At 45.2% G+C, this 25571-nt stretch carries 27 protein-coding genes; 18 read left to right on the top strand and 9 right to left on the bottom strand.

Translation table 11 applies throughout. The features are described from left to right. Nucleotides 1–146 precede the first annotated feature (146 nt). Nucleotides 147–467 (top strand): met regulon transcriptional regulator MetJ, encoded by a 321-nt coding sequence (metJ, locus tag ACHUFI_RS11380; protein WP_004415993.1) that lies wholly within the window; start codon nt 147–149, stop codon nt 465–467. Between the two features lie 173 nt (nt 468–640). Here metJ and ACHUFI_RS11375 read toward each other — a convergent pair whose 3' ends face one another. Together ACHUFI_RS11375 and rpmE are read right to left on the bottom strand one after the other, a co-directional pair. After that, entirely contained in the window at nt 641–1915 is a 1275-nt protein-coding gene (locus ACHUFI_RS11375; RefSeq protein WP_394249192.1) for a malic enzyme-like NAD(P)-binding protein, read from the bottom strand. 210 nt (nt 1916–2125) lie between these two features. Next, nucleotides 2126–2344, bottom strand: coding sequence for a 50S ribosomal protein L31 (rpmE, locus tag ACHUFI_RS11370; protein ID WP_032549979.1), 219 nt, complete (start codon nt 2342–2344; stop codon nt 2126–2128). Nucleotides 2345–2669: 325 nt separating this feature from the next. On the opposite strand from rpmE, the gene priA reads away from it, so the two are divergent. The 7 genes from priA (at nt 2670) to rraA (ending at nt 10467) form a co-directional block, all read left to right on the top strand. Continuing rightward, nucleotides 2670–4871 carry a primosomal protein N' gene (priA, locus tag ACHUFI_RS11365; RefSeq protein WP_394249190.1) on the top strand — a complete coding sequence of 734 codons (2202 nt, stop codon included), beginning with the start codon at nt 2670–2672 and terminating at the stop codon, nt 4869–4871. A gap of 214 nt (nt 4872–5085) precedes the next feature. Continuing rightward, nucleotides 5086–6093, top strand: a complete 1008-nt coding sequence (gene cytR, locus ACHUFI_RS11360; protein WP_394249188.1) for a DNA-binding transcriptional regulator CytR — start codon at nt 5086–5088, stop codon at nt 6091–6093. 114 nt (nt 6094–6207) lie between these two features. After that, nucleotides 6208–6744: a cell division protein FtsN gene (gene ftsN / locus ACHUFI_RS11355; RefSeq protein ID WP_394249186.1), complete on the top strand. Its 537-nt coding sequence runs from the start codon at nt 6208–6210 to the stop codon at nt 6742–6744. A gap of 122 nt (nt 6745–6866) precedes the next feature. Continuing rightward, complete coding sequence (gene hslV, locus ACHUFI_RS11350) at nt 6867–7415, top strand: ATP-dependent protease subunit HslV (protein ID WP_394249184.1); 549 nt, start codon at nt 6867–6869, stop codon at nt 7413–7415. 66 nt (nt 7416–7481) lie between these two features. Further along, the gene (gene hslU, locus ACHUFI_RS11345) at nt 7482–8816 is read left to right on the top strand and encodes an HslU--HslV peptidase ATPase subunit (RefSeq protein ID WP_394249182.1); all 1335 of its coding nucleotides are present in this window, start codon (nt 7482–7484) and stop codon (nt 8814–8816) included. Nucleotides 8817–8956: 140 nt separating this feature from the next. Next, nucleotides 8957–9874: a 1,4-dihydroxy-2-naphthoate polyprenyltransferase gene (locus ACHUFI_RS11340; protein ID WP_394249180.1), complete on the top strand. Its 918-nt coding sequence runs from the start codon at nt 8957–8959 to the stop codon at nt 9872–9874. A gap of 74 nt (nt 9875–9948) precedes the next feature. Next, entirely contained in the window at nt 9949–10467 is a 519-nt protein-coding gene (gene rraA, locus ACHUFI_RS11335) for a ribonuclease E activity regulator RraA (protein ID WP_394249178.1), read from the top strand. A 64-nt stretch (nt 10468–10531) separates the two neighbouring features. Here rraA and zapB read toward each other — a convergent pair whose 3' ends face one another. Beyond that, complete coding sequence (gene zapB, locus ACHUFI_RS11330; protein WP_394249176.1) at nt 10532–10774, bottom strand: cell division protein ZapB; 243 nt, start codon at nt 10772–10774, stop codon at nt 10532–10534. A gap of 318 nt (nt 10775–11092) precedes the next feature. On the opposite strand from zapB, the gene glpX reads away from it, so the two are divergent. The 3 genes from glpX to ACHUFI_RS11315 all read left to right on the top strand — a co-directional run bounded on the left by glpX (nt 11093) and on the right by ACHUFI_RS11315 (nt 13329). After that, complete coding sequence (gene glpX / locus ACHUFI_RS11325; RefSeq protein WP_394249175.1) at nt 11093–12100, top strand: class II fructose-bisphosphatase; 1008 nt, start codon at nt 11093–11095, stop codon at nt 12098–12100. A 155-nt stretch (nt 12101–12255) separates the two neighbouring features. Continuing rightward, nucleotides 12256–12873 carry a helix-turn-helix transcriptional regulator gene (locus tag ACHUFI_RS11320; RefSeq protein ID WP_394249173.1) on the top strand — a complete coding sequence of 206 codons (618 nt, stop codon included), beginning with the start codon at nt 12256–12258 and terminating at the stop codon, nt 12871–12873. Between the two features lie 120 nt (nt 12874–12993). Continuing rightward, on the top strand, nt 12994–13329 hold the full coding sequence (locus ACHUFI_RS11315) for a DUF3135 domain-containing protein (RefSeq protein ID WP_394249171.1): 336 nt from the start codon (nt 12994–12996) through the stop codon (nt 13327–13329). A 39-nt stretch (nt 13330–13368) separates the two neighbouring features. Here ACHUFI_RS11315 and ACHUFI_RS11310 read toward each other — a convergent pair whose 3' ends face one another. Beyond that, a complete protein-coding gene (locus ACHUFI_RS11310; RefSeq protein WP_394249169.1) occupies nt 13369–13794 on the bottom strand; it encodes a DUF805 domain-containing protein in 426 nt (141 codons plus the stop codon). Between the two features lie 49 nt (nt 13795–13843). Then, nucleotides 13844–14191, bottom strand: coding sequence for a 5-carboxymethyl-2-hydroxymuconate Delta-isomerase (locus ACHUFI_RS11305; protein WP_394249167.1), 348 nt, complete (start codon nt 14189–14191; stop codon nt 13844–13846). A 248-nt stretch (nt 14192–14439) separates the two neighbouring features. On the opposite strand from ACHUFI_RS11305, the gene tpiA reads away from it, so the two are divergent. Then, complete coding sequence (tpiA, locus tag ACHUFI_RS11300) at nt 14440–15210, top strand: triose-phosphate isomerase (RefSeq protein ID WP_394249165.1); 771 nt, start codon at nt 14440–14442, stop codon at nt 15208–15210. A gap of 153 nt (nt 15211–15363) precedes the next feature. On the opposite strand, the gene pfkA is transcribed toward tpiA, so the two are convergent. The 3 genes from pfkA to ACHUFI_RS11285 form a co-directional block, all read right to left on the bottom strand. After that, a complete protein-coding gene (gene pfkA / locus ACHUFI_RS11295) occupies nt 15364–16326 on the bottom strand; it encodes a 6-phosphofructokinase (protein ID WP_394249163.1) in 963 nt (320 codons plus the stop codon). Between the two features lie 305 nt (nt 16327–16631). Further along, on the bottom strand, nt 16632–17540 hold the full coding sequence (gene fieF / locus ACHUFI_RS11290) for a CDF family cation-efflux transporter FieF (protein WP_394249161.1): 909 nt from the start codon (nt 17538–17540) through the stop codon (nt 16632–16634). 121 nt (nt 17541–17661) lie between these two features. Next, nucleotides 17662–18156, bottom strand: a complete 495-nt coding sequence (locus ACHUFI_RS11285; RefSeq protein WP_394249159.1) for a CpxP family protein — start codon at nt 18154–18156, stop codon at nt 17662–17664. Between the two features lie 194 nt (nt 18157–18350). Between ACHUFI_RS11285 and ACHUFI_RS11280 the strand changes: the two genes are divergently transcribed. The 4 genes from ACHUFI_RS11280 (at nt 18351) to trmL (ending at nt 21669) form a co-directional block, all read left to right on the top strand. Beyond that, complete coding sequence (locus tag ACHUFI_RS11280; RefSeq protein WP_394249157.1) at nt 18351–19037, top strand: response regulator; 687 nt, start codon at nt 18351–18353, stop codon at nt 19035–19037. After that, nucleotides 19037–20419 carry an envelope stress sensor histidine kinase CpxA gene (cpxA, locus tag ACHUFI_RS11275; RefSeq protein WP_394249155.1) on the top strand — a complete coding sequence of 461 codons (1383 nt, stop codon included), beginning with the start codon at nt 19037–19039 and terminating at the stop codon, nt 20417–20419. Before ACHUFI_RS11280 ends, cpxA begins: the two co-directional genes overlap by 1 nt. A 73-nt stretch (nt 20420–20492) precedes the next feature. Further along, nucleotides 20493–21107: a superoxide dismutase gene (locus ACHUFI_RS11270; RefSeq protein ID WP_394249153.1), complete on the top strand. Its 615-nt coding sequence runs from the start codon at nt 20493–20495 to the stop codon at nt 21105–21107. Between the two features lie 82 nt (nt 21108–21189). After that, the gene (trmL, locus tag ACHUFI_RS11265; protein WP_394249151.1) at nt 21190–21669 is read left to right on the top strand and encodes a tRNA (uridine(34)/cytosine(34)/5-carboxymethylaminomethyluridine(34)-2'-O)-methyltransferase TrmL; all 480 of its coding nucleotides are present in this window, start codon (nt 21190–21192) and stop codon (nt 21667–21669) included. An 82-nt stretch (nt 21670–21751) separates the two neighbouring features. Here the strand turns inward: trmL and ACHUFI_RS11260 are convergent, their stop codons facing one another. Then, a complete protein-coding gene (locus ACHUFI_RS11260; protein ID WP_394249149.1) occupies nt 21752–22267 on the bottom strand; it encodes an FxsA family protein in 516 nt (171 codons plus the stop codon). 284 nt (nt 22268–22551) lie between these two features. Between ACHUFI_RS11260 and aspA the strand changes: the two genes are divergently transcribed. Both aspA and ACHUFI_RS11250 read left to right on the top strand, forming a co-directional pair. Continuing rightward, on the top strand, nt 22552–24003 hold the full coding sequence (gene aspA, locus ACHUFI_RS11255) for an aspartate ammonia-lyase (protein WP_394249147.1): 1452 nt from the start codon (nt 22552–22554) through the stop codon (nt 24001–24003). Nucleotides 24004–24160: 157 nt separating this feature from the next. Then, entirely contained in the window at nt 24161–25468 is a 1308-nt protein-coding gene (locus tag ACHUFI_RS11250; protein WP_394249145.1) for an anaerobic C4-dicarboxylate transporter, read from the top strand. The last annotated feature ends 103 nt before the right edge of the window (nt 25469–25571 follow it).

Raw genomic sequence — 25571 nt, 5'->3', positions numbered from 1 at the left:
GTTAGATATATGTTATTCACTTTACTTTTATTACATTAGGACGTCAACACTTCTAGACGTCTATATGTCTTTGCTTATGGCGGTAAATCCCGCTAAAATCACCGTTCTAAATTTTAATCAAACAACAAAAATGATGAAGGTGTGCAATGGCCGACTGGAATGGTGAATACATAAGCCCATATGCAGAGCATGGAAAGAAAAGCGAACAAGTAAAAAAGATCACAGTTTCTATCCCTCTAAAAGTATTAAAGGTGTTAACTGACGAGCGTACTCGCCGCCAAATCAACAACCTACGCCACGCCACAAACAGTGAGCTTTTGTGTGAAGCGTTCCTGCACGCCTATACAGGCCAACCACTACCGACGGACGAAGACCTACGTAAAGACCGCCCAGACGATATCCCTGCTGAAGTGAAAAAGCTGATGACAGAGATGGGTATCGAATTTGAAGCGTTTGACGAAGAATAAAAAATAAGACCAGTCTCACGCTAGCATCATTTTATTCGCCTGTGGCCAATACTAAATCATCATTGTCTGATTATTAAACTAGACATCAAAATGCAAAAAAGCCGACTAACTTACGTTAGTCGGCTTTTTCTTTATTCGCGAATCGTCACTTCAAAAGCGTCGAGTTAATACGATTATGCCATGTAGTTTTCAGGCATTTCGATGCGTGCTACACCTGAGTCAACCGCCGCTTGAGCGACCGCTTTTGCTACGCGAGGTAATAAGCGCGGATCCATTGGTTTAGGAATAATGTAACCTTTACCAAATTCTAGAGAAGTCGCGCCTGCAGCCGCTAGCACTTCAGCCGGTACTTCTTCTTTAGCTAGGTCACGAATGGCCTTAACTGCAGCTAGCTTCATTTCATCGTTAATTTCACTTGCGCGCACATCCAATGCACCACGGAAGATGAACGGGAAACACAACACGTTGTTCACTTGGTTAGGGTAATCACTGCGACCAGTACCCATGATTAAGTCTTCACGAACTTCATGAGCCAATTCAGGCTTAATTTCAGGATCAGGGTTAGAACATGCGAACACAATTGGCTTATCAGCCATTAATTTAAGTGCTTCTGCAGGTAGTAAGTTTGGACCCGATACGCCAAGGAACAAATCCGCGCCTTCAATGACATCTTCTAGCGTACGTTTGTCAGTGTTGTTCGCAAATAGCTGCTTGTATTCGTTCAGATCATCACGACGTGTGTGAATCACACCTTTGCGGTCAAGCATGTAGATTTTTTCACGTTGAGCGCCACACTTAATCAGTAGCTCCATACATGCAACAGCTGCTGCGCCCGCACCCAGACAAACAATTTTAGACTCTTCCAGAGTTTTACCTTGAAGCTCAATCGCATTCAGCATACCTGCTGCCGTTACAATTGCAGTACCGTGTTGGTCATCGTGGAATACCGGAACATCACAACGTTCAATTAAGCGGCGTTCAATTTCAAAACAATCCGGTGCTTTAATGTCTTCTAAGTTGATGCCGCCAAATGTATCAGCAATGTTCGCAACAGTATCAACGAACTCATCGATTGTGCGGTGTTTTACCTCAATATCGATAGAATCTAATCCTGCAAAGCGCTTAAACAGTAGTGCTTTGCCTTCCATAACTGGTTTAGATGCAATAGGGCCTAAGTTACCCAGACCAAGAATCGCCGTACCGTTAGAAATAACAGCAACCATGTTGCCTTTTCCTGTGTACTTGTAAACGTTATCTACATTCTGAGCAATTTCACGTACTGGTTCTGCGACACCTGGGCTGTAGGCAAGGGCTAAATCTTCTGCAGAGTTTGCAGGTTTAGTCAGCTCTACGGCAATTTTACCTGGGATTGGAAATTCATGGTAATCAAGGGCTTGTTGACGGAATTGTTCTTGTGGAGAAAGTTCTTGGCGAGTGTCGTCTGACATAGGTGTAGGTTTCCTAAAGATATTATAATGATTGGGTAAGAAGTTTGATTTTAATGGATGTACTTCAAAGTTCCTAGATAGGAAAGCCCCCTGTCTCATTAAAAAACGAGATTTGACTACTAATAAGACCAGTGAGCAGTTGAAATCCCTAAACGACAGGCAACAAAAAAGGACACCGAAGTGTCCTTTTTCATGTCTAAATAGCGAGAATTACTTCTTGCTAGAAAGAGCACCGAAACGCTTGTTGAAGCGATCTACACGGCCGCCTGTATCAACGATACGTTGCTTACCAGTGTAGAATGGGTGACATTTGTCACATACGTCTAGGTGAATGCTGTCTTTACCTAGAGTAGAGTTGAATTCAAATGTGTTGCCGCAAGAACAAGTAGCTGTTACAGCTTTGTATTCTGGGTGGATACCAACTTTCATGGGATAACCTCAATTAGGCCGTGTCGCCATCCGATTCTAAGCCGGACACCACACGTAGTTAAAAAATAATAGATAAAGATACCGCAGCGATACAAAAAGCATCGAAGCCATACCTTCAAGGCGCAGTATAGTAATGAATCTGTGATGTGGGATCAACTCATTTGGTACATTTTTCACCAATCTTTTATTGCTTCTTTATTATTAATACCTAATCGACTGAAAATGGTAGGTTCAAGGCTCCGCTTCATCGAAACTGAACCTCGAATTTATAGAGGGGATCCATTAGACTGTCCATTCGATTTTCCCCTTATTAAGCCATCTATCTATGCGCCCAACGATTGCCCGCGTGGCACTGCCTGTCCCTTTGGACAAACAGTTTGATTACCTGATTCCCAATCATCTGTTTCCGATTATCGGTGGCCGAGTGTCTGTACCATTCGGACGACAAACACTCGTTGGCATTGTAACGTCGTTGGTCAACGAATCTGAATTCAGTATCGATAAACTCAAGCCCATTAAAGCCATTCTCGACAATCAACCCGTGTGGCCAGATTCTGTCTATGAGTTATTAACTTGGTGCAGTCAGTTCTATCAATACCCATTAGGCGAAACATTGGCGAATGCCTTACCTAGCGGCTTACGCAAAGGTAAAGCGGCTGATTTCGCCACGCTCATCGAATGGCAACTGACACCACAAGGGAAAAACCAATTGATGCAAGGGTTTGGGCGAGCGGTGAAACAAGCCAAAGTCATGCACATGCTTGAACGCGGCCCGGTACCACATCAAGAGTTTATCGACCAAGAAATTGGCAGCGCGGTATTAAAAACACTGCAAGAGAAAGACTGGATCGAATCTGTCGAGAAAAAGCCAACACGCATCCAATGGCCGACTGAAATCGAAACCGATCAGTTCAAACCGAAACTCAATGAAGAGCAAGCTATTGCTATCGCCACGGTGAATAGCCAAAATGATTTTGCGTGCTTTTTATTAGAGGGGGTCACGGGATCAGGCAAAACAGAAGTCTACCTCAACATGATTAAGCCGGTTCTTGAACAAGGGAAACAAGCGTTAGTACTGGTTCCTGAGATAGGCTTAACACCGCAAACCATTAATCGATTTAAAAAACGCTTTAATGTGCCAGTAGAAGTGGTGCACTCCGGACTTAACGATACCGAGCGCCTGAACGCTTGGTTATCTGCAAGGGACAACATTGCCGGTATTGTGATCGGGACGCGTTCTGCTTTGTTCACCCCGTTTGCTGACCTAGGCATTATTATTGTCGATGAAGAACATGATTCTTCCTACAAACAGCAAGACAGCCTGCGTTATCACGCGCGGGATGTCGCCATTATGCGAGCCCACAAAGCCAAAATACCGGTAGTCCTCGGCTCAGCGACGCCAGCATTCGAGACCTTACATAATGCGAAAATCGGTAAGTATGCCCACTTAACACTCACTAAACGTGCTGGTGTAGCATTACCTACCACCAATAAAGTGCTAGATGTTAAAGGACTTTATTTAGAAAGCGGCTTATCTGCTCCATTAATTGCGGAAATGCAACGACACCTAAAAGATGGCAACCAAGTGATGCTGTTCTTAAACCGTCGAGGGTTCTCCCCTGCTCTGATGTGTCATGAGTGCGGTTGGACAGCAGAATGTAAACGCTGTGATGCGTACTACACCTATCACCAAAACAGCAACGAAATTCGTTGTCACCACTGTGGTTCACAACAACCTGTGATTCATCATTGCCAAGGCTGTGGTTCTCATCAGTTAGTGACATTAGGTGTGGGTACAGAGCAGCTAGAGTCTCAGCTTGGTCAACTATTCCCAGAATATAAAACGATTCGCATCGACCGCGATAGCACCCGACGCAAAGGTAGCCTAGAAGCAGCATTAGAATCCATCCGCAATGGGGAGTATCAAATTCTCATCGGAACCCAAATGCTCGCAAAAGGTCATCACTTCCCTGATGTCACACTGGTTGCCCTATTAGATGTCGACGGCTCTTTATACAGCAGTGATTTCAGAGCTTCAGAGCGGCTGGCTCAATTGTTTATTCAAGTCGCGGGGCGTGCTGGGCGTGCAAGCAAACCAGGGGAAGTGATACTTCAAACCCACCATCCGGAACATGGGTTACTCCAAGCCTTGCTGCACAAAGATTATCATCACTTTGCTGAAACGGCTCTTGCCGAGCGCAAGCAAGCAATGCTGCCACCTTACACTTTCATGACTCTGTTTAGAGCGGAGGCGAACGATTCTCAGTTGGTTGAGGACTTTTTAAGACAAGTTCGACATACTTTGGAGTCTCACCCGCTATTTGATGGCTACTGCATGGTATTGGGCCCGACCCCAGCACCACTCGCGAAAAGAGCAGGGAAATCACGTTGGCAATTGATTTTACAAACCCAGACTCGTTCGCAAATGCAAAAGCTACTGATGAGCGCCAAACCAGCGATAAACCTATTACCTACCGCAAAAAAAGTGCGCTGGTCATTGGATATCGAACCGCAAGATCTCAGCTAAGTTGTTCTCATTGAACTGAAAGATCATATTTATCGTGAGTCAGTTCACACTAGCAATGCAATTTTTGTTAATCTAGCCGTAACTTTCTGTCTGTAAATGAATAAACTATTGCAAGCGTAAAGTTTTAACCAAGCTTTTACATAGTTTTATCAATAAGAACAACAATTAACTGCCTCAATGGATGGCATAACAAGGATATTAAGAGGTCAATTTTATGGCGACAATGAAGGATGTTGCCCAGCTCGCAGGGGTTTCTACAGCGACAGTTTCACGAGCGCTAATGAACCCAGAAAAAGTCTCGTCATCGACACGTAAACGTGTTGAAGATGCAGTACTCGAAGCTGGCTACTCACCAAACTCGTTAGCGAGAAACCTACGCCGCAACGAATCCAAAACCATTGTCACTATTGTTCCTGACATTTGTGATCCTTACTTCACTGAAATCATTCGCGGTATTGAAGATGCAGCCGTCGAGCATGGCTACTTAGTTTTGCTTGGCGACAGCGGTCAACAAAAGAAACGCGAAAGCTCATTTGTGAACTTAGTCTTCACCAAACAAGCTGATGGCATGTTGCTATTGGGTACCGACCATCCATTTGACGTCAGCAAACCAGAACAGAAGAACCTACCACCTATGGTAATGGCGTGTGAATTTGCGCCAGAGCTAGAATTGCCAACGGTTCATATCGATAACCTGACATCCGCCTTTGAAGCCGTAAACTACCTCACTCAATTAGGTCATAAGCGTATTGGGCAAGTTTCAGGCCCTAAAACCGCAGCGCTTTGCCAATTCCGCCAGCAAGGTTACCAGCAAGCACTTCGCCGCGCAGGGATCACGATGAACCCGACCTATTGCACTGTAGGTGACTTCACGTTTGAAGCGGGAGCGCAAGCCGTTCGTCAATTGCTCGCGCTACCTGAGCAACCAACCGCAATCTTCTGCCATAACGATACAATGGCGATCGGCGCTATCCAAGAAGCAAAAAAGCTCGGTTTACGCGTTCCTCAAGACCTGTCTGTGGTGGGATTCGATGATATTCAATTCGCACAATACTGCGATCCACCACTGACCACTATCTCTCAACCTCGTTACGAGATTGGTCGCCAAGCCATGCTGATGATGCTAGATGTGTTAAAAGGGCACGATGTGCAAGCGGGCTCTCGATTGTTAGAAACAAAATTGGTTGTTCGCGGCAGTACCGCGCCTCCTCGAATTCAATAATTCATACTCAATTTAAAGCGGCACATTTTGATGTGCCGCTTCCATTTCTAGGCTGTTATCTCCGAACAATCTGGATTACCATGAGGGCAGTATCAGTAACCATGAAAGTGTCTTGTGGCTAATAAAGATTATGTAAGACGAGGTCGAGCCCCTAAAAAGCCGACGAAAAAACAAGCCCCACGCCGAAAACCTTGGCGCAGTGGCCTTTTGGCGGTCCTCTTAGCCAGTGGTTTTGGTTACGGGTTGTATTTGCTGAGCAATGATCCTGAGCCACCAGCACCAACAGTGGTGACCAAACCAAAACCTAAGCCAAAACCAAGTAAGCCGATCCCACCGCCACCAGAAGAAAAGTGGGATTACGTGGAAACGCTACCGAGTCGCCAGGTAGAAGTTAAAGCTAAAGAACAGAAAGTGTCTGAGATCCCTTACATCATGCAATGTGGCGCGTACAAAACGTTAAGCCAAGCTGAAGCTCGTAAGCTGGATATCGCTTTTCAAGGCATCAACAGTAAAATTCGTAAGAAAGAGAACAGCAGTTGGTACCGTGTCGTGCTAGGACCATACAAGTTCAAGCGAGATGCAGAACGCGACCGCCATAAATTACAGCGCGCGAAAATAGAGCCTTGTGCCATTTGGAAAGAGACGCAATAAATATTTACCAGAAAGCCTTCACTATTGAAGGCTTTCTGCTTTTCCTTTCCTTGAAAACCCTCAACCTTATCCTCATATACCTGTTATACCTAAATATAAGAAAGCATTAAGAGGCCCTACTCGTGACTACCATTGTATCTGTACGCCGTAATAATAAAGTCGTCATCGCGGGTGATGGACAAGTATCTCTAGGCAACACTGTAATGAAAGGCAACGCTCGCAAAGTTCGCCGCCTATACAACAATAAAGTACTGGCAGGTTTTGCTGGCGGTACTGCTGACGCTTTCACGCTGTTCGAAAAATTTGAAAGCAAGCTGCAAATGCACCAAGGCCACCTAACCAAAGCGGCTGTTGAATTAGCCAAAGATTGGCGTAGTGATCGTGCGTTACGTAAATTAGAAGCACTACTCGCTGTCGCGGATGAAACCGCCTCTTTGATCATCACAGGTAACGGTGATGTCGTTCAGCCAGAAAATGACTTAATTGCTATCGGCTCTGGCGGTAACTTCGCCCAAGCAGCCGCGACAGCATTACTCGACAATACCGATTTAGACGCACGCGAGATTGCAGAAAAAGCCCTAACTATCGCAGGCGATATTTGTGTATTCACGAACCACCACCATACGGTTGAAGAACTAGAAAGCACTGTTGAACTGCCTAAGCCTGAATAATCAGCTGCAACGAAATCAATAGAATAGATAAAGCACCGTATCAGTTTACAGAATTAAGGAAACACTATGTCTGAGATGACTCCTCGCGAAATAGTTCACGAACTTAACCGCCACATTATCGGTCAAGATAACGCTAAACGCTCTGTCGCTATCGCACTTCGTAACCGCTGGCGTCGTATGCAGCTTGAAGAAAGCTTGCGTGTTGAAGTCTCCCCAAAAAATATCCTGATGATTGGCCCTACCGGTGTAGGTAAAACAGAAATTGCTCGCCGCCTAGCGAAACTTGCGAACGCGCCGTTCATCAAGGTAGAAGCGACAAAATTCACAGAAGTCGGCTATGTCGGTAAAGAGGTGGAAACCATCATTCGTGACTTAACGGATGTCGCGATCAAGATGACGCACCAACAAGCCATGGAAAAAGTTCAGTTCCGTGCAGAAGAGCAAGCGGAAGAACGCATTCTTGATGCTTTATTGCCGCCAGCTCGCGATGCTTGGGGTCAAAATGAGCAGCCGGATGACACGTCTTCAAACACGCGTCAGATCTTCCGTAAGAAGCTGCGAGAAGGCAAACTGGACGACAAAGAAATTGAAATCGACGTAGCGGCACCGCAAATGGGTGTTGAGATCATGGCTCCTCCTGGTATGGAAGAGATGACCAACCAGCTGCAAGGCATGTTCCAAAACCTAGCGGGCGACACCAAAAAGAAGCGTAAGCTAAAGATTAAAGACGCATTCAAAGCACTAACAGAAGAAGAAGCCGCTAAGCTTGTCAACCAAGAAGAACTAAAAGAGAGCGCGATTTACAACGTTGAAAACAACGGCATCGTCTTCATTGATGAGATCGACAAAATCTGTAAGCGTGGCGACAGCTCTGGCCCAGACGTTTCTCGCGAAGGCGTGCAGCGCGACCTACTTCCTTTGATCGAAGGCAGCACGGTTTCGACTAAACACGGCATGGTTAAAACAGACCACATCCTATTCGTAACATCTGGGGCGTTCCAAGTAGCAAAACCATCGGATTTAATTCCTGAACTTCAAGGTCGTCTACCGATCCGCGTTGAACTTGAAGCGCTATCCAGCCATGACTTCAAACGCATCTTGACCGAGCCAAAAGCTTCTCTGACTGAGCAGTACATCGCCCTGATGAAAACAGAGGAAGTGGATGTCGAGTTCACTGAAGATGGCATTACGCAGATTGCAGAAGCTGCGTGGCAAGTTAACGAAACGACGGAAAACATCGGTGCGCGCCGACTGCATACTGTTATGGAACGCTTGATGGATGAAATCTCATTCGAAGCGACGGACAAGGCTGGCAGCAAGCTAACCATTGATGCTGGCTATGTGAAGTCAAAACTGGGCGAATTCGTTGAAGACGAAGATTTAAGCCGCTTCATCCTGTAGCACATAAAATCAATGCAACTTGCTCTATCTCAAAGAAGTTGCAGCTAAATAACGAAAATAAAGCCCGCTCTCGAGTGGGCTTTTTCTTCGCCAAAAAATGAGCGTATACTGATTTTACTTTATGAAACCGTGTGTAAATAATGAAAGAATCTTTGCTTATCTGGCTAGATGCCGCAAGACCGAAAACCTTACCTCTCGCATTAGTTTCAATACTGACAGGCAGTAGCCTTGCCTTCTCTACCGGGCACTTCTCCTTATCCGTAGCCGTGCTCGCCTTTATTACCGCGACCCTACTTCAGATACTTTCCAACCTCGCCAATGATTACGGAGATGCCGTAAAAGGTACCGACAACGACAAACGTCTTGGGCCTGTACGAGCGATGCAATCTGGTACGGTTGATGCGCGCACCATGAAAAACGCCATCGTGCTCAACATCATTTTCACAATGATCGCAGGGCTCACTTTGGTCTTTCATGCACTAACTAGTCTTGAAAGCATCTTGGTCTTCATTGGGCTTGGTGTCTTAGCCATTGTTGCGGCGATCGCATACACCGTTGGTAACAAGCCCTATGGCTATATTGGACTTGGGGATCTTTCTGTGTTCATTTTCTTCGGCTTACTTGGGGTATCAGGCACGTATTTCTTGCATACTGGCAGCGTTGAAACAAGCTTATTCTTGCCAGCTTTAGGTTGCGGATTAATGGCTGTCGCCGTTCTTAATATTAACAACATGCGTGATATCGAAAATGACAGTGAATGCGGAAAACGCACGATGGCCGTTCGGCTTGGGCAACATAAAGCTAAGCAATATCACTTTGTGCTATTGAGTGCAGCGGTTGTCTCTTTCGCATCTTATCTGCTTATTCAAGGTAAACCTTTATGGATTAGCCTACCTTTCTTGCTTAGCCTCTTCACCGTTGCCAAACATGGTAAAGAGGTGTGGAATACAGTAAGACCCGCACAAATCGCTCCAATGATGCCAGTGATAGTAAAATGTTCTTTAATCACTAACCTATTGTTTGCAGGGGTTGTTGTAGCTCAAACTCTACTCAGTTAATTGACCGATATCGTTGCATTGGCTTAATGCACCGATATACTCAAATATAAGCTTTTAGCCTTAAAAGGTATGTCATGGAATACAACACCTCTGCACTGTGTGATATTTACTTAGATCAAGTGGATGTCGTCGAACCTATGTTCAGTAACTTTGGTGGCAGCGTGTCATTTGCTGGCCAAATCACCACACTCAAGTGTTTCGAAGATAATGCACTGATTCGCTCCGTACTGGAACAAGATGGGATTGGTCGCGTATTACTGATTGATGGTGGCGGCTCTCTTCGTAAAGCACTTGTCGACGCAGAAATCGCTTCTCTTGCAGAAGAGAATGAGTGGGAAGGTATTGTTGTTTACGGATCCGTACGCGAAGTCGATGAACTTGAAGATATGAGCATTGGCATACAAGCGCTTGCCTCCATTCCTGTTGGTGCGGCTCAGCAAGGCATTGGCGAAAAAGACGTTCCGGTCAATTTTGGAGGAGTCACCTTCCTTCCTGAAGACTACCTCTACGCTGACAACACCGGCATCATCCTGTCTCAAGAACCACTCGATATTGAGTTATATTTGGATGAAGAAGATGATGACGTCATCTAGATAGATTCCAATAAAAAGCCCGCTAATAGTCTTAGCGGGCTTTTTAAATTCATCAGAGTAATGATTACTCTACTTCATCCATTTTACCTAAAAGGTTACGGATGCGATCTTGCCATGCTGCGTGTTCTTGCTGCATTTGCTGTGATTTTTGCTCTAGTTCTTCACGGCTAGCTTTTAGCTCGTTAGCTTCTGAAGCAAGCTGCTCTTTTTCTTCTTTAAGCTCTTCTACTTCCATCTGTAGAAGTGCAATTGTATCTACTGCTGTTTGAATTTTTGCTTCTAGTTGCTCTAGTACTTCAAAAGACATCTTAGCCTACCTTTGATTATCCGGTTGAGTTGAAGGTTACTCCACTTTATCTCCCCATTCTACTCAGCACAGCGCGGATAAACACTCTCTATATTGTATATTTTGCGTCATTCGGCTAAAAAAACAGCGCAATTGACCTAAGATTGACTTTCTTATTGACGAAATACCGCGCTTATTAATTAACCCGCTGAATATTTGTAATTTCTCCATCACTTTTGATCCTTGGCAAATTGAGAAAAACAAAAAGGCAAACGTTTCCTATGGGATATGTTAAAATCCGCCGCGAAAATTCTATCCCTTTGAATATTTGGAGTCCGCATGAAACGCGATTTAGCAATGGCATTCTCTCGTGTCACAGAAGGTGCAGCACTAGCAGGTTATAAATGGCTTGGCCGTGGTGATAAAAATGCAGCCGACGGTGCCGCAGTTGAAGTTATGCGTAGCCTACTGAACAAGACCGAAATTAGCGGTGAGATTGTTATTGGTGAAGGTGAAATCGATGACGCACCAATGCTTTACATTGGCGAGAATGTTGGTGTAGGTGGCGATGCCGTTGATATTGCGGTTGACCCAATTGAAGGGACTCGCATGACTGCGATGGGGCAATCCAATGCACTCGCAGTACTTGCCGCGGGTGAAAAAGGCAGCTTCTTAAAAGCGCCAGATATGTACATGGAAAAGCTAGTCGTTGGGCCAGGCGCAAAAGGGGCGATTGATCTAACACTGACTCTGGAAGAGAACCTAGCGAACATTGCGAAAGCATTAGGTAAAACATTAGACACTTTGGTTGTGACCACACTTGCGAAGCCTCGTCATGATGACGTTATCGCACAAATGCAGTCGATGGGCGTTCGTGTTTTTGCTGTGCCAGATGGCGATGTGGCTGCTTCAATTCTAACGTGTATGCCAGACAGTGAAGTCGATGTTATGTACTGCATTGGTGGTGCACCGGAAGGGGTGGTGTCTGCCGCAGTAATTCGAGCATTAGACGGCGATATGCACGGCCGCTTACTCCCTCGTCACGAAGTGAAAGGCGATACCGAAGAAAACCGTAAGCACGGCGAACTTGAGTTAGAACGCTGCGCTGAGATGGGCGTTACGGCTGGAATCGTGTTAAAAATGGAAGACATGGCACGCAGCGATAACGTGGTATTCTCGGCAACTGGTATTACTAAAGGCGACCTTCTGGAAGGCATCACGCGTAATGGTAATATCGCGACAACAGAAACACTGCTGATTCGTGGCCGTTGCCGCACCATTCGCCGTATTAAGTCTATCCACTACCTAGAGCGTAAAGACCCTGAAGTCATCGGACACATTCTTTAATCTCAACTCTGAGCTCTACTAGTTTCAAAGCCAGTTGTTTTCGCGACTGGCTTTTTTAATACACTCGGCCAATTGATAAGCCCTTCATATAGTAAATGGTTTGCTTTATAAACACCTTGCCTCATAATAGATAGGACAATAAAGGTAGGGATAACATGAAAACAAGCGATCGTATCTTAAACACGATTAAGCGCCAGGGTGCCGTAACTGCGAAACAACTGTCTGAAGAGTTTGGTATGACGACGATGGGGGCCCGCCAACATTTACAAGGTTTAGAAGACAACGGAATCCTTGCATTCCATGATGTAAAAGTGAAAGTAGGACGCCCTACTCGCCACTGGTCTCTGACTCCTAAAGGGCATGCGCAATTTTCCGATCGCCACGGTGAACTCACCATTCAAGTTATCGATGCCGTTCAACATTTATTCGGTGAAGAAGGGCTCGCGAAAGTCACAGCCGAGCGCGAAGCCCACACTTTGACGCAATATAAAGAGGCCCTCCAAGACAGCCCTGATCTTGCCAGCAAATTGAAAGTCCTAACCCAGCTGAGAGAAAATGAAGGCTACATGGCTGAGCTCATCTCTGAGACAGATCACTTCACTCTGATTGAAAATCATTGCCCAATTTGTAAGGCCGCAACTCGCTGCCCGAGTTTGTGTCAATCAGAACTAAATGTATTCAAAGAGTTACTGAAAGATGAATGCGATATTAGTCGCACCGAGCACATCATTGCTGGCGAACGTCGCTGTACCTACACCATCACACCGCTTTAAAGTGGTCGAGCTTTATTGTCTCATTTTTAAGAAAATCACAAACTGGTCAAGATATAATCAACATCCTCTCTTATGCTTAACAAGTGTGTTAGTTATCAGTAAAGCACAGAGGACGTTTTTATGGGACACCCACAGCCACTTGAACAACCCCTTCCTCCATTCGATGAGCTGGTTGAACTTGCTAAAGATAACCCAGAAGCTTTTAATCAGTTTAAGCATGAAATGTGTGAAGAAATGATTTGCTCTGCGTCCATTGCCATGCAAGACAGGTTAAGGGCTCAGCAAAGCCATATCGACTTAGTTGTCAGTCGCTGCAAAAACCCAGACCACACCAATGTGGTATTAATGCAAGAGCTACGTTGCCAAGTCTTTAAGTTCCAAGAAATTCTCGAAGGCGACAGCTACTATAGTGAAGTGCCTAGTGCCGATATTATTCCATTTAAGTTAGCGGATTAAAAAAGGAGGCGACAGCCTCCTTTTCTCACATACTCTGATTTACGCGACCGGGTCTGACCCGAATTTGTTCTCGCCTTCCGTGCCTTTCATAAAACCACATTCCACTAATATCCACAGACCACAAGCTAATGCTGCAGTTGTCGCGGCCATTTGGAAAACCGACGCAGACTCAGCAGATGGTGAAGCCATTGGCGTTGCCAGGCGGCCTAACACTAAAGGAATATTTAGCAGCAACCACATGTTTGACTTGTCACGATCATGCCAGCGCTTTGCTGTCACGGCGAGATCCGGAACAAGTAAAAACAGTAAGAACACCGGTAATAAAATATAGGCATAAGCTGGGAAAAGCACACTAATCCCAGAAGCAAAACCAAAAATGGAAACGTAGTAAACAATATTCCAAGTCCAGAAAGTCTTACGACCAATTCTGCCCTTGAACGAGAACAGCAGTTCTTTCATCGACATCTTAAAATACTCAATAAGTCGTGCCACCAAAGCATGGGCAGCAGCAAAGTTAGTTAATCACTTTTTGAAAACAGCTCTTATCCATATCGCGTATATTAACGGTTAGGCTACGAACATGGCTAGCTTGTTCCTGTAAAACTTCCATCAACAATCTGGAGACATCGCGTTTCTGTTCTTCGGTTCGGCCTGAAAGCAATTCAAAGCTAATGTGAATGAAATCGACACTGTCGCCCTCTTCACCGACTAGCCAATTATGGCAACGCAGCGAGCGAGACTTAACGGAGCTGCTATCAAACAGCCCGCAATTCAAAGTGGCTTCATGAAGATCTTCCAACAAACCTTGGATATTTACTCGCTCATCCACTGAGTTTGAATACTCTAAAACTAAGTTTGGCATTCTCAATTCCTATACTTTCACGCAATCGTTTGTCCTTTAATAACAATTAACCGTGAAAAATCCGAGAGCTTCGCTAATATTCTGTCTGTTGGATCACTGATATGTCGTCAAAATCAACTCTGACCATTGAATAAGATCCAAGAAAGACATGACCACAGTCATGATCTGTTGCTATTAATCTGTTATATTATTTCGTAATAAAGTTTACTTTTTACATTCAATATATTTTAAATACTGGAGATATTCCTATGCGTCATCCTGTAGTTATGGGTAACTGGAAACTAAACGGCAGCAAAGAAATGGTTGTTGAACTACTTAACGGTCTTAACGCTGAACTTGAAGGCGTAACAGGCGTAGACGTAGCAGTAGCTCCACCAGCTCTTTTCGTTGACCTAGCTGAGCGTACTCTTACTGAAGCTGGCAGCGCTGTAATCCTAGGTGCTCAAAACACTGACCTAAACAACAGCGGTGCTTTCACTGGCGACATGTCTCCAGCAATGCTTAAAGAATTCGGTGCTTCTCACATCATCATCGGTCACTCAGAGCGTCGTGAATACCACAACGAATCTGACGAGTTCATCGCTAAGAAATTCGCATTCCTAAAAGAAAACGGCCTAACGCCAGTTTTCTGTATCGGTGAATCTGAAGCTCAAAACGAAGCTGGTGAAACTGAAGCAGTATGTGCTCGTCAAATCGACGCTGTAATCAATACTTCTGGCGTTGAAGCGCTTGAAGGTGCGATAATCGCTTACGAACCAATCTGGGCTATCGGTACTGGTAAAGCAGCGACAGCTGAAGATGCACAACGCATCCATGCTTCTATCCGTGCTCACATTGCTAAGAAATCTGAAGAAGTAGCAAGCAAAGTTGTAATCCAATACGGCGGTTCTGTTAAGCCAGAAAATGCAGCTTCTTACTTCGCTCAACCAGACATCGATGGTGCTCTAGTTGGCGGCGCAGCTCTAGACGCGAAAAGCTTCGCAGCTATCGCTAAAGCAGCAGCAGAAGCTAAAGCTTAATTGCTCACTTAGCCTCTTGGCTTAGTGTGAAAAGGTCAGCCCTTCGCTGGCCTTTTTTGTGTCTGTAGCTTTTGGTTCATCAAGCGCTATCTCTCAGACACAAAAAAGCCGCTGATTTTCAGCGGCTTTGTATCTCTATTTATTGGAGTCGATTTAGAACAACTCTTCAGCAACCTTGTATAGGTCATCACGAACAGGGCGCTTCATATTTTCAATCGCATCGATGATATCGTGGTGAACAAGCTGCTCTTTCTGAATACCAACACAGCGACCACCGTGACCTTCCATTAGAAGATGAACGGCATAGTTACCCATGCGAGAAGCCAATACGCGGTCAAATGCCGTTGGACGACCACCACGTTGGATATGACCAAGAACCGTTGCACGAGTCTCACGGCCTGTTGCCGTTTCGATTTCTTTGGCTAGTTCGTTCGCATCCATCATTAGCTCGGTAAGCGCGATAATTGCGTGCTTCTTACCTTTCGCAATGCCATCTTGGATGTTGCTGATCAACTGCTCTTTATCTAGACCAGTTTCAGGTGTAATGATGTACTCACAACCACCAGCAATTGCTGACGTTAGCGTTAGGTCACCACAGTGGCGGCCCATGATTTCAACAATAGAAATACGTTGGTGAGAAGATGATGTATCACGTAGACGGTCAATTGCGTCGATAACCGTGTTCAAAGCTGTTAGGTAACCAATTGTGTAGTCTGTACCCGCGATATCGTTATCGATAGTGCCCGGAAGGCCGATACATGGGTAGCCCATTTCAGTCAGCTTCTTCGCGCCCATGTAAGAACCGTCACCACCAACAACAACAAGCGCTTCAATGCCGTGCTTTTGTAGGTTTTCGATACCTTTTTGGCGAACAGCAACATCTTTAAACTCTGGGAAACGAGCAGAACCTAGGAAAGTACCGCCACGGTTGATCACATCAGATACGCTTGAACGATCCAGTTTTTCAATGCGATCTTCAACCATGCCTAAGTAGCCATCGTAAATACCGTAAACTTCAATGCCAGCTGAAAGCGCCGTACGAACTACGCCGCGAACTGCTGCGTTCATACCTGGTGCGTCACCGCCACTAGTCAAAACACCGATCTTTTTAATCATGCTCACCCTCGATCTTTGAGAATCTATTATTGATTTTTTCGGTTCTGCTGATGACATATCAACAAAACAATAATTCTATATTTGTGCGTTATGTTACATTTCCCCAACAGGAATGCCACTCAAATCGCATTAATTTCTGTAACTTTTCTACTTATGTAAGAGTATTACAGGTTTAGCTAGGTACTTTGTTGATTCACATCAGAATCAACAGAATTTGTTACTACGTGAAGCTTTGTTAACCGAGTTTTGTCGGTTTCAAATCAATGTAGTTCAAATTCAAGTCGCTTACCAATCTGGACTCTTTACTACCACTGTTCAGATTTCTGCTTTTTTTCTGGGCCAAATACTACGGAATACGGGTCCTGATGAATTAATACATCAGCCGACGGAAAGGCAGCTATTAGCTTATCTTCTACTTCATCAGAAATGCGATGAGCTTCAATTAGTGGTATCTGATCTTCAAGCTCAAGGTGTAGTTGGATAAAACGAACTGGCCCAGACATTCGCGTTCTGAGCTGATGAACTCCGAGAACGCCTTCGACCCCTAACGACACTTCTTTTATCTTTTCCAGCTCGTCATCTGGCAGCTTTCTATCAAGCAAAGATTGAATCGCTTCGTTGGCCATCTGATACGCGCTATACAAAATGTATAAACCAATACCGATCGCGAAAATTGGGTCTGCTTGGCCCAAGCCAAACCAACTTAGTGCAAGCGCCAACATAATCGCGGCATTCATATATAAGTCAGATTCGTAGTGCAAAGAGTCAGCTGCAATGGCTTGGCTTCCGGTTTTTTTCACTACGCTCTTTTGGAAGCGCACGAGTCCGAATGTCATCGACATGGCAAACAGGCTGACATAAATACCAATTTCAGGAGAGTTCAACTCATGAGGGCGGAAGAAACGCTCAACACCATTGAGGATAAGGAAGCAGGCCGAGCCAGAAATGAACATCGCTTGCGCTAAAGCAGCCAAGGATTCAGCTTTGCCATGTCCGAAAGCATGTTCTTTATCAGCAGGCTGCAAGGCATAGCGCACCACCAATAGATTGACAACAGAAGCGGCTATATCAAGTAAGGAATCCACCACCGAGGCAAGTAAGCTCACAGAGCCAGTCACCCACCATGCGGCAACTTTAACGACCAATAAAATAGTCGCAATTGTAGTCGCAGCCCAAGCTGCCAAAGTCACGAGACGTGCGTATTCTTGTTTCATATTTCAGTCTAAAAATAGAACAGATAATTGAAAGTATAACGCGCATGTCGCCACTTTAATATGACAATAAAAAAGCGGCTACTTAGCCGCTTCTTTGTTAGAAAGAATCTAAATCAATGCATTACGATTGATGCTTCTCCATGCGCTCTGCCATTTTGTCAGAACATTTTTGGAAACGCTCTTGTTGAAGCTCTTTCAGCTGGTCTTTTTGTTCAGCTGTCAAAATGCTCATCATTTGGTGTTGCTTCTTCAGCATGGCAACGCGACGCTCAGACTGCTTTTCTACCATTTGTTGAGCCAGTTCATTCGCTGCGGCTTCATCGAAATTATCCGCTAAGACTAACTCTTGAACTTTCGCTTGGTGCGCTTGCATATTGGCAAAGTGCTCGCCACGCTTACCTTTCATTTCTTCGTGGCTGGCTTTACGCATTTCTTTCAGTTGCGCTTGCTGCTCATCAGTCAGGTCTAATTGGCGCATGATTTTTTTATCAAATCCACCGCATTTACCGCGCATGTCTTTATGCTCACCTTTACCACCGAATGCGTAAGCACTCGCAGTGCCAAAAACAAGAGGAAGTGCAGCTGCAGCTAGTACTAGTTTCTTAGTCATTTTCATAATTATTGCCTCAATTCAATTTGGTCGTATGTCGTCTATGTCGTTGTGTCAGTGGCTGTGTTGTCAGCGCTTGAGTGTAGAATAGGGGCTGGGTCGTAAAGCAACGTTGAGAAATCGTAAAGAATCGTAAAGACTATAAATCCGTACCAAAATCACAGTAAGATTAAATGGTACACAACAAGGTAAGGTAACCCATGGCGCACATACTTCTTATTGATGACGACACAGAGCTAACTAGCTTACTGAAAGATATTCTGAGCTTTGAAGGCTTCACCATTTCAGAAGCCAACGATGGTTATGCCGGGTTAGAAGCTCTATCTGACGATATCGACCTGGTATTGCTAGATGTCATGATGCCCAAACTAAATGGCATGGAGACCTTAAAGAAACTCAGAGAAAACTGGGAAACACCAGTATTAATGCTAACCGCCAAAGGTGAAGAGATAGATCGAGTGATCGGCTTGGAACTTGGCGCGGACGATTACCTACCAAAACCATTTAGTGATCGTGAATTGCTGGCACGTATTCGAGCGATCCTTCGCCGAACGCAAACACCTACCAGTAAAGCCAATGCTGATGTTATCGAATATCAAGACATCAAAGTGTACCCAGGCAAACAAGAAGCCTACTGCAACGACGAATTGGTTGACTTAACCACCACCGAATTCGCTCTGCTGAGCCACCTCATTCAGAATCCAGGCAGTGTTATTACCAAAGAAAGCCTTAGCCTTGACGTGTTAGGTAAACGTCTTGCCGCCTTCGATCGCGCCATTGATATGCATATTTCCAATCTGCGGAAGAAATTGCCTGAACGTGCTGATGGTAAATCGCGCATCAAAACCTTACGTGGGCGTGGCTACTTATTAATTGAGGAAGATTAATGCGCATCCCTAAAATCACTAGCTTGTATGGACGCATTTTTGCCATCTTTTGGTTCACCATGTTACTCGTACTTCTCGCAGTCTTGTCACTGCCACACCTAGATCCACGAGTCGCCAGAGACATCCCTGCCGATCATTATGATCGTCTCATCAAAATAAAAAAGGCCACCGAAAGGCGTTTTCAAGGTGAAGATAATCTTGGCAAAATTTTATATCAGCTAGAAAAACCGACCAATCGCAAAGACACTCGACCGCGAATGTTCGTCAGTGATTTGGAAGGGAATATTCTCACCACCAAGAAACACGCAGATTTTAAGCTTAAAGCGATTAAAAACTTTGTCACGACCATAGAGACGCCAGCTCAGCCTAAACAAAAACTGTACGGTCACTACATGGTCGCAGGGCCAATTCCGGTTGAGCTCGCCCAACAAGATCTGCTGTTGTATGTGGGCGTAAAATGGAACCAGCCACCGCCATTTTTACTGCGTTTATTTGATAAACCTTTACAGCTATTACTTTCGGTAATGCTCGCTAGCACTCCCCTTTTACTCTGGTTAGCTTGGGCACTCAGTCAGCCCGCACGTAAGCTTGAGCGGGCGGCGAAGCGTGTCGCCAAAGGTGAGTTTGAAGTCGACCCAGAACTAGAAAGAGGCACGTCTGAATTTAGACAAGCCGGTGCCAGCTTTAACCAAATGGTAGAAGCCGTCAATCAGATGATTTCAGGTCAGCAGCGACTGCTGTCTGATATTTCTCATGAGCTGCGCTCTCCACTCACTCGGTTAAGAATGGCCAACGCCCTTGCCACTAGGAAGCAAGGAGAAAGCCAAGAGTTAGAAAGAATCGAGACAGAAGCACAGCGCTTAGAACAAATGATCGGAGAGCTGCTTACCCTCTCTCGGATGCAAGTAGACAGCCACCTCACCCGTGAAATTCAGCCGCTTTCTAGCTTGTGGGAAGAGATCTTAAAAGACGCGCAATTTGAAGCCGAACAGATGGACAAAGCACTCTCCTTTAGCGAGATCCCAGATCGCTCTATCTCAGGTAACCCTAAGCTACTCATGAGCGCTGTCGATAACATCACCCGAAATGCGATTTATTATGGTCACAATGAAGTCAGTGTAGAGATGCGCACGCAGGCAGACCAACTCATTATCCAAGTCGATGACAATGGAGAGGGCGTACCAGAGGAAGAGCTAAGCTCGATCTTTAGGCCATTTTATCGAGTATCAACCGCTCGTGATCGCAACTCTGGAGGAGCCGGACTCGGGCTAGCGATTACAGAAAGCGCCATCAGGCAACATAGTGGGTTGATCGAAGCAAGCCGAAGTCCACTTGGCGGATTGAGAATCGAAATCACGCTACCACTGGTGCCGGATAAATAACCTTACAAAGATCGCAGTTGATAATGATATTTATTATCATTATGGTAAATCCTTCAATTATGGAGGATTTACCATGTCACACTCATTTCCCGAGCTACCTTATGCCTACAATGCGTTAGAACCTTACATCGACGCCAAAACGATGGAAGTGCATTACAGTAAACACCATAAAACCTACTACGATAAATTCATGACCGCGATTCATGGCAGCGCACTAGAGTCCGCCACATTACGCGATATTTTTGCCAATATATCTTCACATTCACCTGCGATCAGAAACAACGGTGGTGGTTACTACAATCACGTACTCTACTGGTACTGCATGTCTCCTCAAGGTGGCGGCGAGCCAAAAGGAGCACTCGGTAATGCCATTCAACAAGCTTTTGGCAGCTTTGAAACTTTCAAAGAGGCGTTCTCGCAAGCAGCGGTCAACACGTTTGGCTCTGGCTTTGTGTGGTTAATCGTCAAAGACAAGCAACTTCAAATTACATCGACCCCAAATCAAGACAACCCACTTATGGATGCCGCTGCCGAGAGAGGAGAGCCAATTCTTGCGCTAGACGTGTGGGAGCATGCTTACTACATCAGCTACCAAAACCGTCGCCCAGAGTACATAGAAGCATGGTGGAACGTCGTAAATTGGGATGCGGTGTCTGAAAATTACGAAGTCGCCCTTTTCCAAGAATAACGCGAGCTGTTTAGGTGGCTTGTGTTCCGACAATAAGCCACCTTATACTCTAGCGACTTTTCTTCGACAAATAGTGAATCGAATGTTTGATATTGCACTTTATGAACCTGAAATTGCCCCAAATACTGGCAACATTATCCGTTTATGCGCCAACTGTGGTGCTAACTTGCATTTGATTGAACCGCTCGGGTTCGATTTAGAAGAAAAAAAAGTACGTCGTGCCGGCTTAGACTACCATGACCTCGCTCGCGTTAAACGCCACAAGAATCTCGAAGCCTTCATTGAATATCTAGAGAACGAACGTGAAGGTGATTATCGAATTTTTGCCTGTACCACTAAAACAACGGGTCACCACGTTGATGCAAAATTCCAACAAGGCGATGTACTGATGTTTGGCCCAGAAACTCGCGGCTTACCTGCAGAGTTCATTGAAAGCATGCCAATGGAGCAACGCATTCGAATTCCAATGATGCCAGATGCGCGTAGCTTAAACCTATCCAACGCAGTCGCGATCATTGCGTTTGAAGCATGGCGTCAAATGGGATTTGAAGGCGCAGTCTAGATTTCAGACATAATCACCGAATATTAAAAAAGGCCCGAGAATCTTCTCGGGCCTTTTGTTTATTTCTGACGCTAATCTCGATTTAGTTGAGCTTATTTACATCGTCATCATTCTTACGCTCGAATTCACCTTCAAACGTATTGTTGTCTTTCGATTGACTGAACGGGTCGCGGTGAAAAGGGTCTTGCTCAAATGGGCTATGGCCAAACCCAGCCTGAAATCCACCCGCCCCAGACATATTTTTCACGACCATTTTCTCCATCAATTTTTTTGCGATGATGGCACGAGGTGCAGGAAGTAATACCAACATTCCTAAAGCATCCGTCATAAAGCCAGGCGTTAGAAGCAGTACACCCGCGACGGCAAGCATCACGCCTTCTAGTATTTGTTGCGCGGGAAGTTCACCTTGCTGTAAACGCCCTTGCACTGACATCAACGTTTGAATGCCTTGGCTTCTTACGAGCGACGCGCCAACAAAAGCCGTCACTAACACTAACGCGATTGTTGGCCACAATCCGAGGAATCCGCCAACCTGAATAAAGAGCCCAATCTCAATGATAGGAACAAATATAAATAGTAATAATAAGATAGGAAACACACGCCCTCCTTTGTTGTAGCCAGTGTACGCTTAAAGGGGCAACAAGCTCAAATTAATCCTGTAAAAAACCATGTTTCGCAGCAGATTTTAAGCTTGCAAAATACTGACTTAATAAAAGTAAAAAAGGTGATCCAGTTACTATTTTTATGCGCCAAGTACAGTATTATGAGCGACATAAGTCAGGACGGATTTATCAGCCAATAATTCTAGCGAACGGACTCTTAACGCACAGAAATGGCTAATAATTTATTATATTGTCAGAATAATTCTCTAAGGATCCTGTTATGACTACCCTATCTAAGGCACCTCAAGCCGCTACTCCAGCTACTCGTATCGAAGAAGATCTACTAGGTCAACGTCATGTTCCTGCAGACGCGTACTATGGTATTCACACGCTACGCGCGATTGAAAACTTCAATATCTCCAACGTAACGATTTCAGATGTTCCTGAATTTGTTCGTGGCATGGTCATGACGAAGAAAGCTGCGGCTTTAGCAAACAAAGAGTTAGGCGTAATTCCAAGTGAAGTGGCTAAATACATCATTCAAGCTTGTGATGTGATCCTAGACACTGGTAAGTGTATGGATCAGTTCCCATCCGACGTATTCCAAGGTGGTGCTGGTACTTCTGTAAACATGAACGCGAATGAAGTCGTGGCGAACGTTGCTCTAGAGTTAATGGGCAAAGAAAAAGGTCAATACGATTTCATCAACCCTAATGATCACGTAAACAAGAGCCAATCAACAAACTGTGCTTACCCAACAGGTTTCCGTATTTCTGTTTACAACAGCGTACGTAAGCTGATTGACTCTATCGAGTACCTAAAAGGTGCATTCGAGCTTAAGAGCCAAGAATTCAACACGATCCTAAAAATGGGTCGTACTCAACTGCAAGACGCAGTGCCAATGACGGTTGGCCAAGAATTCCACGCTTGGGCGGTCACGTTAAACGAAGAAATAAAAAACCTAGAGTATACCTCTAAGCTGCTACTTGAAGTGAACATCGGTGCAACTGCAATCGGTACTGGCTTAAATGCAGCAAAAGGCTACCAAGAACTCGCAGTAAAACATCTCGCTGAAGTGACTGGCCTTGAGTGTGTACCAGCGGAAGATTTGATTGAAGCGACATCAGACTGTGGTGCTTATGTAATGACGCACGGTGCGCTTAAGCGTCTAGCGGTGAAACTGTCTAAGATTTGTAACGACTTACGTCTACTGTCTTCAGGCCCACGCGCAGGCCTAAACGAATTAAACCTTCCTGAGCTGCAAGCGGGTTCTTCTATCATGCCTGCAAAAGTAAACCCTGTTGTGCCAGAAGTGGTTAACCAAGTATGTTTCAAAGTTCTAGGTAACGACAACACAGTTTCTTTCGCGGCTGAAGGTGGTCAATTACAGTTGAACGTAATGGAGCCTGTGATTGCACAAAGCATGTTTGAATCGCTAGATATCCTAACCAATGCTTGTGTGAACCTACGTGACAAGTGTGTTGATGGCATCACAGTAAACAAAGAAGTCTGTGAAGCTCATGTATTTAACTCTATCGGTATCGTGACTTACCTAAACCCATACATTGGCCACCACGAAGGTGACATCGTTGGTAAGATTTGTGCGGAAACCGGTAAGAGTGTCCGTGAAGTCGTCCTTGAGCGCGGTTTATTAACCGAAGAAGAGCTCGATGACATCTTCTCTGTTGACAACCTCATGAATCCTCAATATAAAGCAAAACGCTACGAATAATCGAAAATATAGGGCTCCTTTCGGAGCCCTTTTTTAGTCCAGAATACGGTTAACCTTATTCTGGCCATGGTTATTTAGCACAGCAATTAAGAGTAATTATCTGAATGTTTAAAGGTTGAGTTTTCAGATAATTAAAATCTAAAAATGAGGTATCACTATGGTAGCGGTTGAACTATTTGTTGTTCTGCTCTTTATCTTTTTAGGGGCCAGAATTGGCGGCATCGGTATCGGCTTTGCCGGCGGTGCAGGTGTTATAGCACTCTCTTTACTTCTTGGCGTTCCAACAAGCCAAGCTTTCATTCCTGTCGACGTAATTTTAATCATCATGTCTGTTATCACAGCCATTGCAGCCATGCAGGTTGCCGGTGGTATGGACTGGTTGGTTCAAATAGCAGAAAACTTTTTAAGAAAGCACCCTGAACGTATTACCTTTTACGCGCCTGTCGTGACCTTTTTAATGACGCTAATGGCGGGAACAGGTCACACAGCCTTCTCGACATTACCCGTGATCGCAGAAGTTGCCAAAGGCCAAGGTGTACGCCCTTCTCGTCCACTTTCTATCGCTGTGGTCGCGTCGCAGATTGCTATCACAGCCTCACCGATTTCAGCGGCAGTCGTTGCATTCGCCGCCATGTTGGCTCCATTCGGAGTTGATTACTTAACCTTGTTGGCCGTCTGTATTCCGACTACGTTTATTGCGTGTATGGTTGGTGCTTTCGTCGCTAACTTTATGGGCAGCGAACTTAAAGACGATCCTATTTATCAAGAACGTCTAGAAAAAGGACTGATTAAGCTTTCGACAGAGAGACAGCGTGAAATTTTGCCGACAGCGAAAAAGGCGACGTTCATTTTCTTAGCCGCGATCGGATTTGTGGTTTGCTACGCTGCTGCTATTTCGAGTTCCGTAGGCCTCATCGAAAACCCAGCGCTTGGTCGTAACGAAGCAATCATGAGTGTGATGCTTGCTGCGGCGGCAGGTATCGTACTGTTCACTAAAATTGATGCATCGAAAATCGCTTCTGCACCGACTTTCCGCTCAGGCATGACCGCTTGTGTCTGCGTACTGGGCGTTGCGTGGTTAGGCTCGACCTTTGTAAACGCACACGTTGATGGCATCAAAGATGTCGCAGGGGCATTGCTGTCTGACTACCCTTGGATGCTTGCATTAGTACTGTTTTTTGCATCGATGCTGCTTTACTCTCAAGGCGCGACCACTGTTGCACTCATGCCTGCTGCACTTGCGATTGGCGTAGCACCGCTTACTGCTGTCGCGTCGTTCGCTGCGGTCAGTGCTCTATTCGTACTTCCAACTTACCCAACGCTACTTGCGGCGGTTGAAATGGATGACACAGGCTCAACTCGCATCGGTAGCTACGTGTTTAATCACCCATTCTTCATTCCTGGCGTCGTGACAATCAGCACTGCGGTTGCGTTAGGATTCGGCTTTGGCGGGCTATTCATTTAATCCCCTCTAGACTGTTAAAAAAGGAAGCCTCGGCTTCCTTTTTCTCTATCCATTGTCACGATTTCTCACTTATGTTTGAGTATTTGTGAAACTTATTAAGCGC

This window comes from Vibrio profundi (genome assembly GCF_043642225.1).
Lineage (GTDB): Bacteria > Pseudomonadota > Gammaproteobacteria > Enterobacterales > Vibrionaceae > Vibrio > Vibrio profundi_A.
Note: the sequence above shows the minus strand (reverse complement) of the source record. Positions and strands in the feature narration are given on the sequence as shown.

Coding starts and splice junctions, on each gene's coding strand:
- metJ (WP_004415993.1), top strand. CDS start 147: ATGGCCGACTGGAATGGTGAATACATAAGCCCATATGCAGAGCATGGA.
- ACHUFI_RS11375 (WP_394249192.1), bottom strand. CDS start 1,915: ATGTCAGACGACACTCGCCAAGAACTTTCTCCACAAGAACAATTCCGT.
- rpmE (WP_032549979.1), bottom strand. CDS start 2,344: ATGAAAGTTGGTATCCACCCAGAATACAAAGCTGTAACAGCTACTTGT.
- priA (WP_394249190.1), top strand. CDS start 2,670: ATGCGCCCAACGATTGCCCGCGTGGCACTGCCTGTCCCTTTGGACAAA.
- cytR (WP_394249188.1), top strand. CDS start 5,086: ATGGCGACAATGAAGGATGTTGCCCAGCTCGCAGGGGTTTCTACAGCG.
- hslU (WP_394249182.1), top strand. CDS start 7,482: ATGTCTGAGATGACTCCTCGCGAAATAGTTCACGAACTTAACCGCCAC.
- ACHUFI_RS11340 (WP_394249180.1), top strand. CDS start 8,957: ATGAAAGAATCTTTGCTTATCTGGCTAGATGCCGCAAGACCGAAAACC.
- rraA (WP_394249178.1), top strand. CDS start 9,949: ATGGAATACAACACCTCTGCACTGTGTGATATTTACTTAGATCAAGTG.
- zapB (WP_394249176.1), bottom strand. CDS start 10,774: ATGTCTTTTGAAGTACTAGAGCAACTAGAAGCAAAAATTCAAACAGCA.
- glpX (WP_394249175.1), top strand. CDS start 11,093: ATGAAACGCGATTTAGCAATGGCATTCTCTCGTGTCACAGAAGGTGCA.
- ACHUFI_RS11320 (WP_394249173.1), top strand. CDS start 12,256: ATGAAAACAAGCGATCGTATCTTAAACACGATTAAGCGCCAGGGTGCC.
- ACHUFI_RS11315 (WP_394249171.1), top strand. CDS start 12,994: ATGGGACACCCACAGCCACTTGAACAACCCCTTCCTCCATTCGATGAG.
- ACHUFI_RS11310 (WP_394249169.1), bottom strand. CDS start 13,794: ATGTCGATGAAAGAACTGCTGTTCTCGTTCAAGGGCAGAATTGGTCGT.
- ACHUFI_RS11305 (WP_394249167.1), bottom strand. CDS start 14,191: ATGCCAAACTTAGTTTTAGAGTATTCAAACTCAGTGGATGAGCGAGTA.
- tpiA (WP_394249165.1), top strand. CDS start 14,440: ATGCGTCATCCTGTAGTTATGGGTAACTGGAAACTAAACGGCAGCAAA.
- pfkA (WP_394249163.1), bottom strand. CDS start 16,326: ATGATTAAAAAGATCGGTGTTTTGACTAGTGGCGGTGACGCACCAGGT.
- fieF (WP_394249161.1), bottom strand. CDS start 17,540: ATGAAACAAGAATACGCACGTCTCGTGACTTTGGCAGCTTGGGCTGCG.
- ACHUFI_RS11285 (WP_394249159.1), bottom strand. CDS start 18,156: ATGAAAATGACTAAGAAACTAGTACTAGCTGCAGCTGCACTTCCTCTT.
- ACHUFI_RS11280 (WP_394249157.1), top strand. CDS start 18,351: ATGGCGCACATACTTCTTATTGATGACGACACAGAGCTAACTAGCTTA.
- cpxA (WP_394249155.1), top strand. CDS start 19,037: ATGCGCATCCCTAAAATCACTAGCTTGTATGGACGCATTTTTGCCATC.
- ACHUFI_RS11270 (WP_394249153.1), top strand. CDS start 20,493: ATGTCACACTCATTTCCCGAGCTACCTTATGCCTACAATGCGTTAGAA.
- trmL (WP_394249151.1), top strand. CDS start 21,190: ATGTTTGATATTGCACTTTATGAACCTGAAATTGCCCCAAATACTGGC.
- aspA (WP_394249147.1), top strand. CDS start 22,552: ATGACTACCCTATCTAAGGCACCTCAAGCCGCTACTCCAGCTACTCGT.
- ACHUFI_RS11250 (WP_394249145.1), top strand. CDS start 24,161: ATGGTAGCGGTTGAACTATTTGTTGTTCTGCTCTTTATCTTTTTAGGG.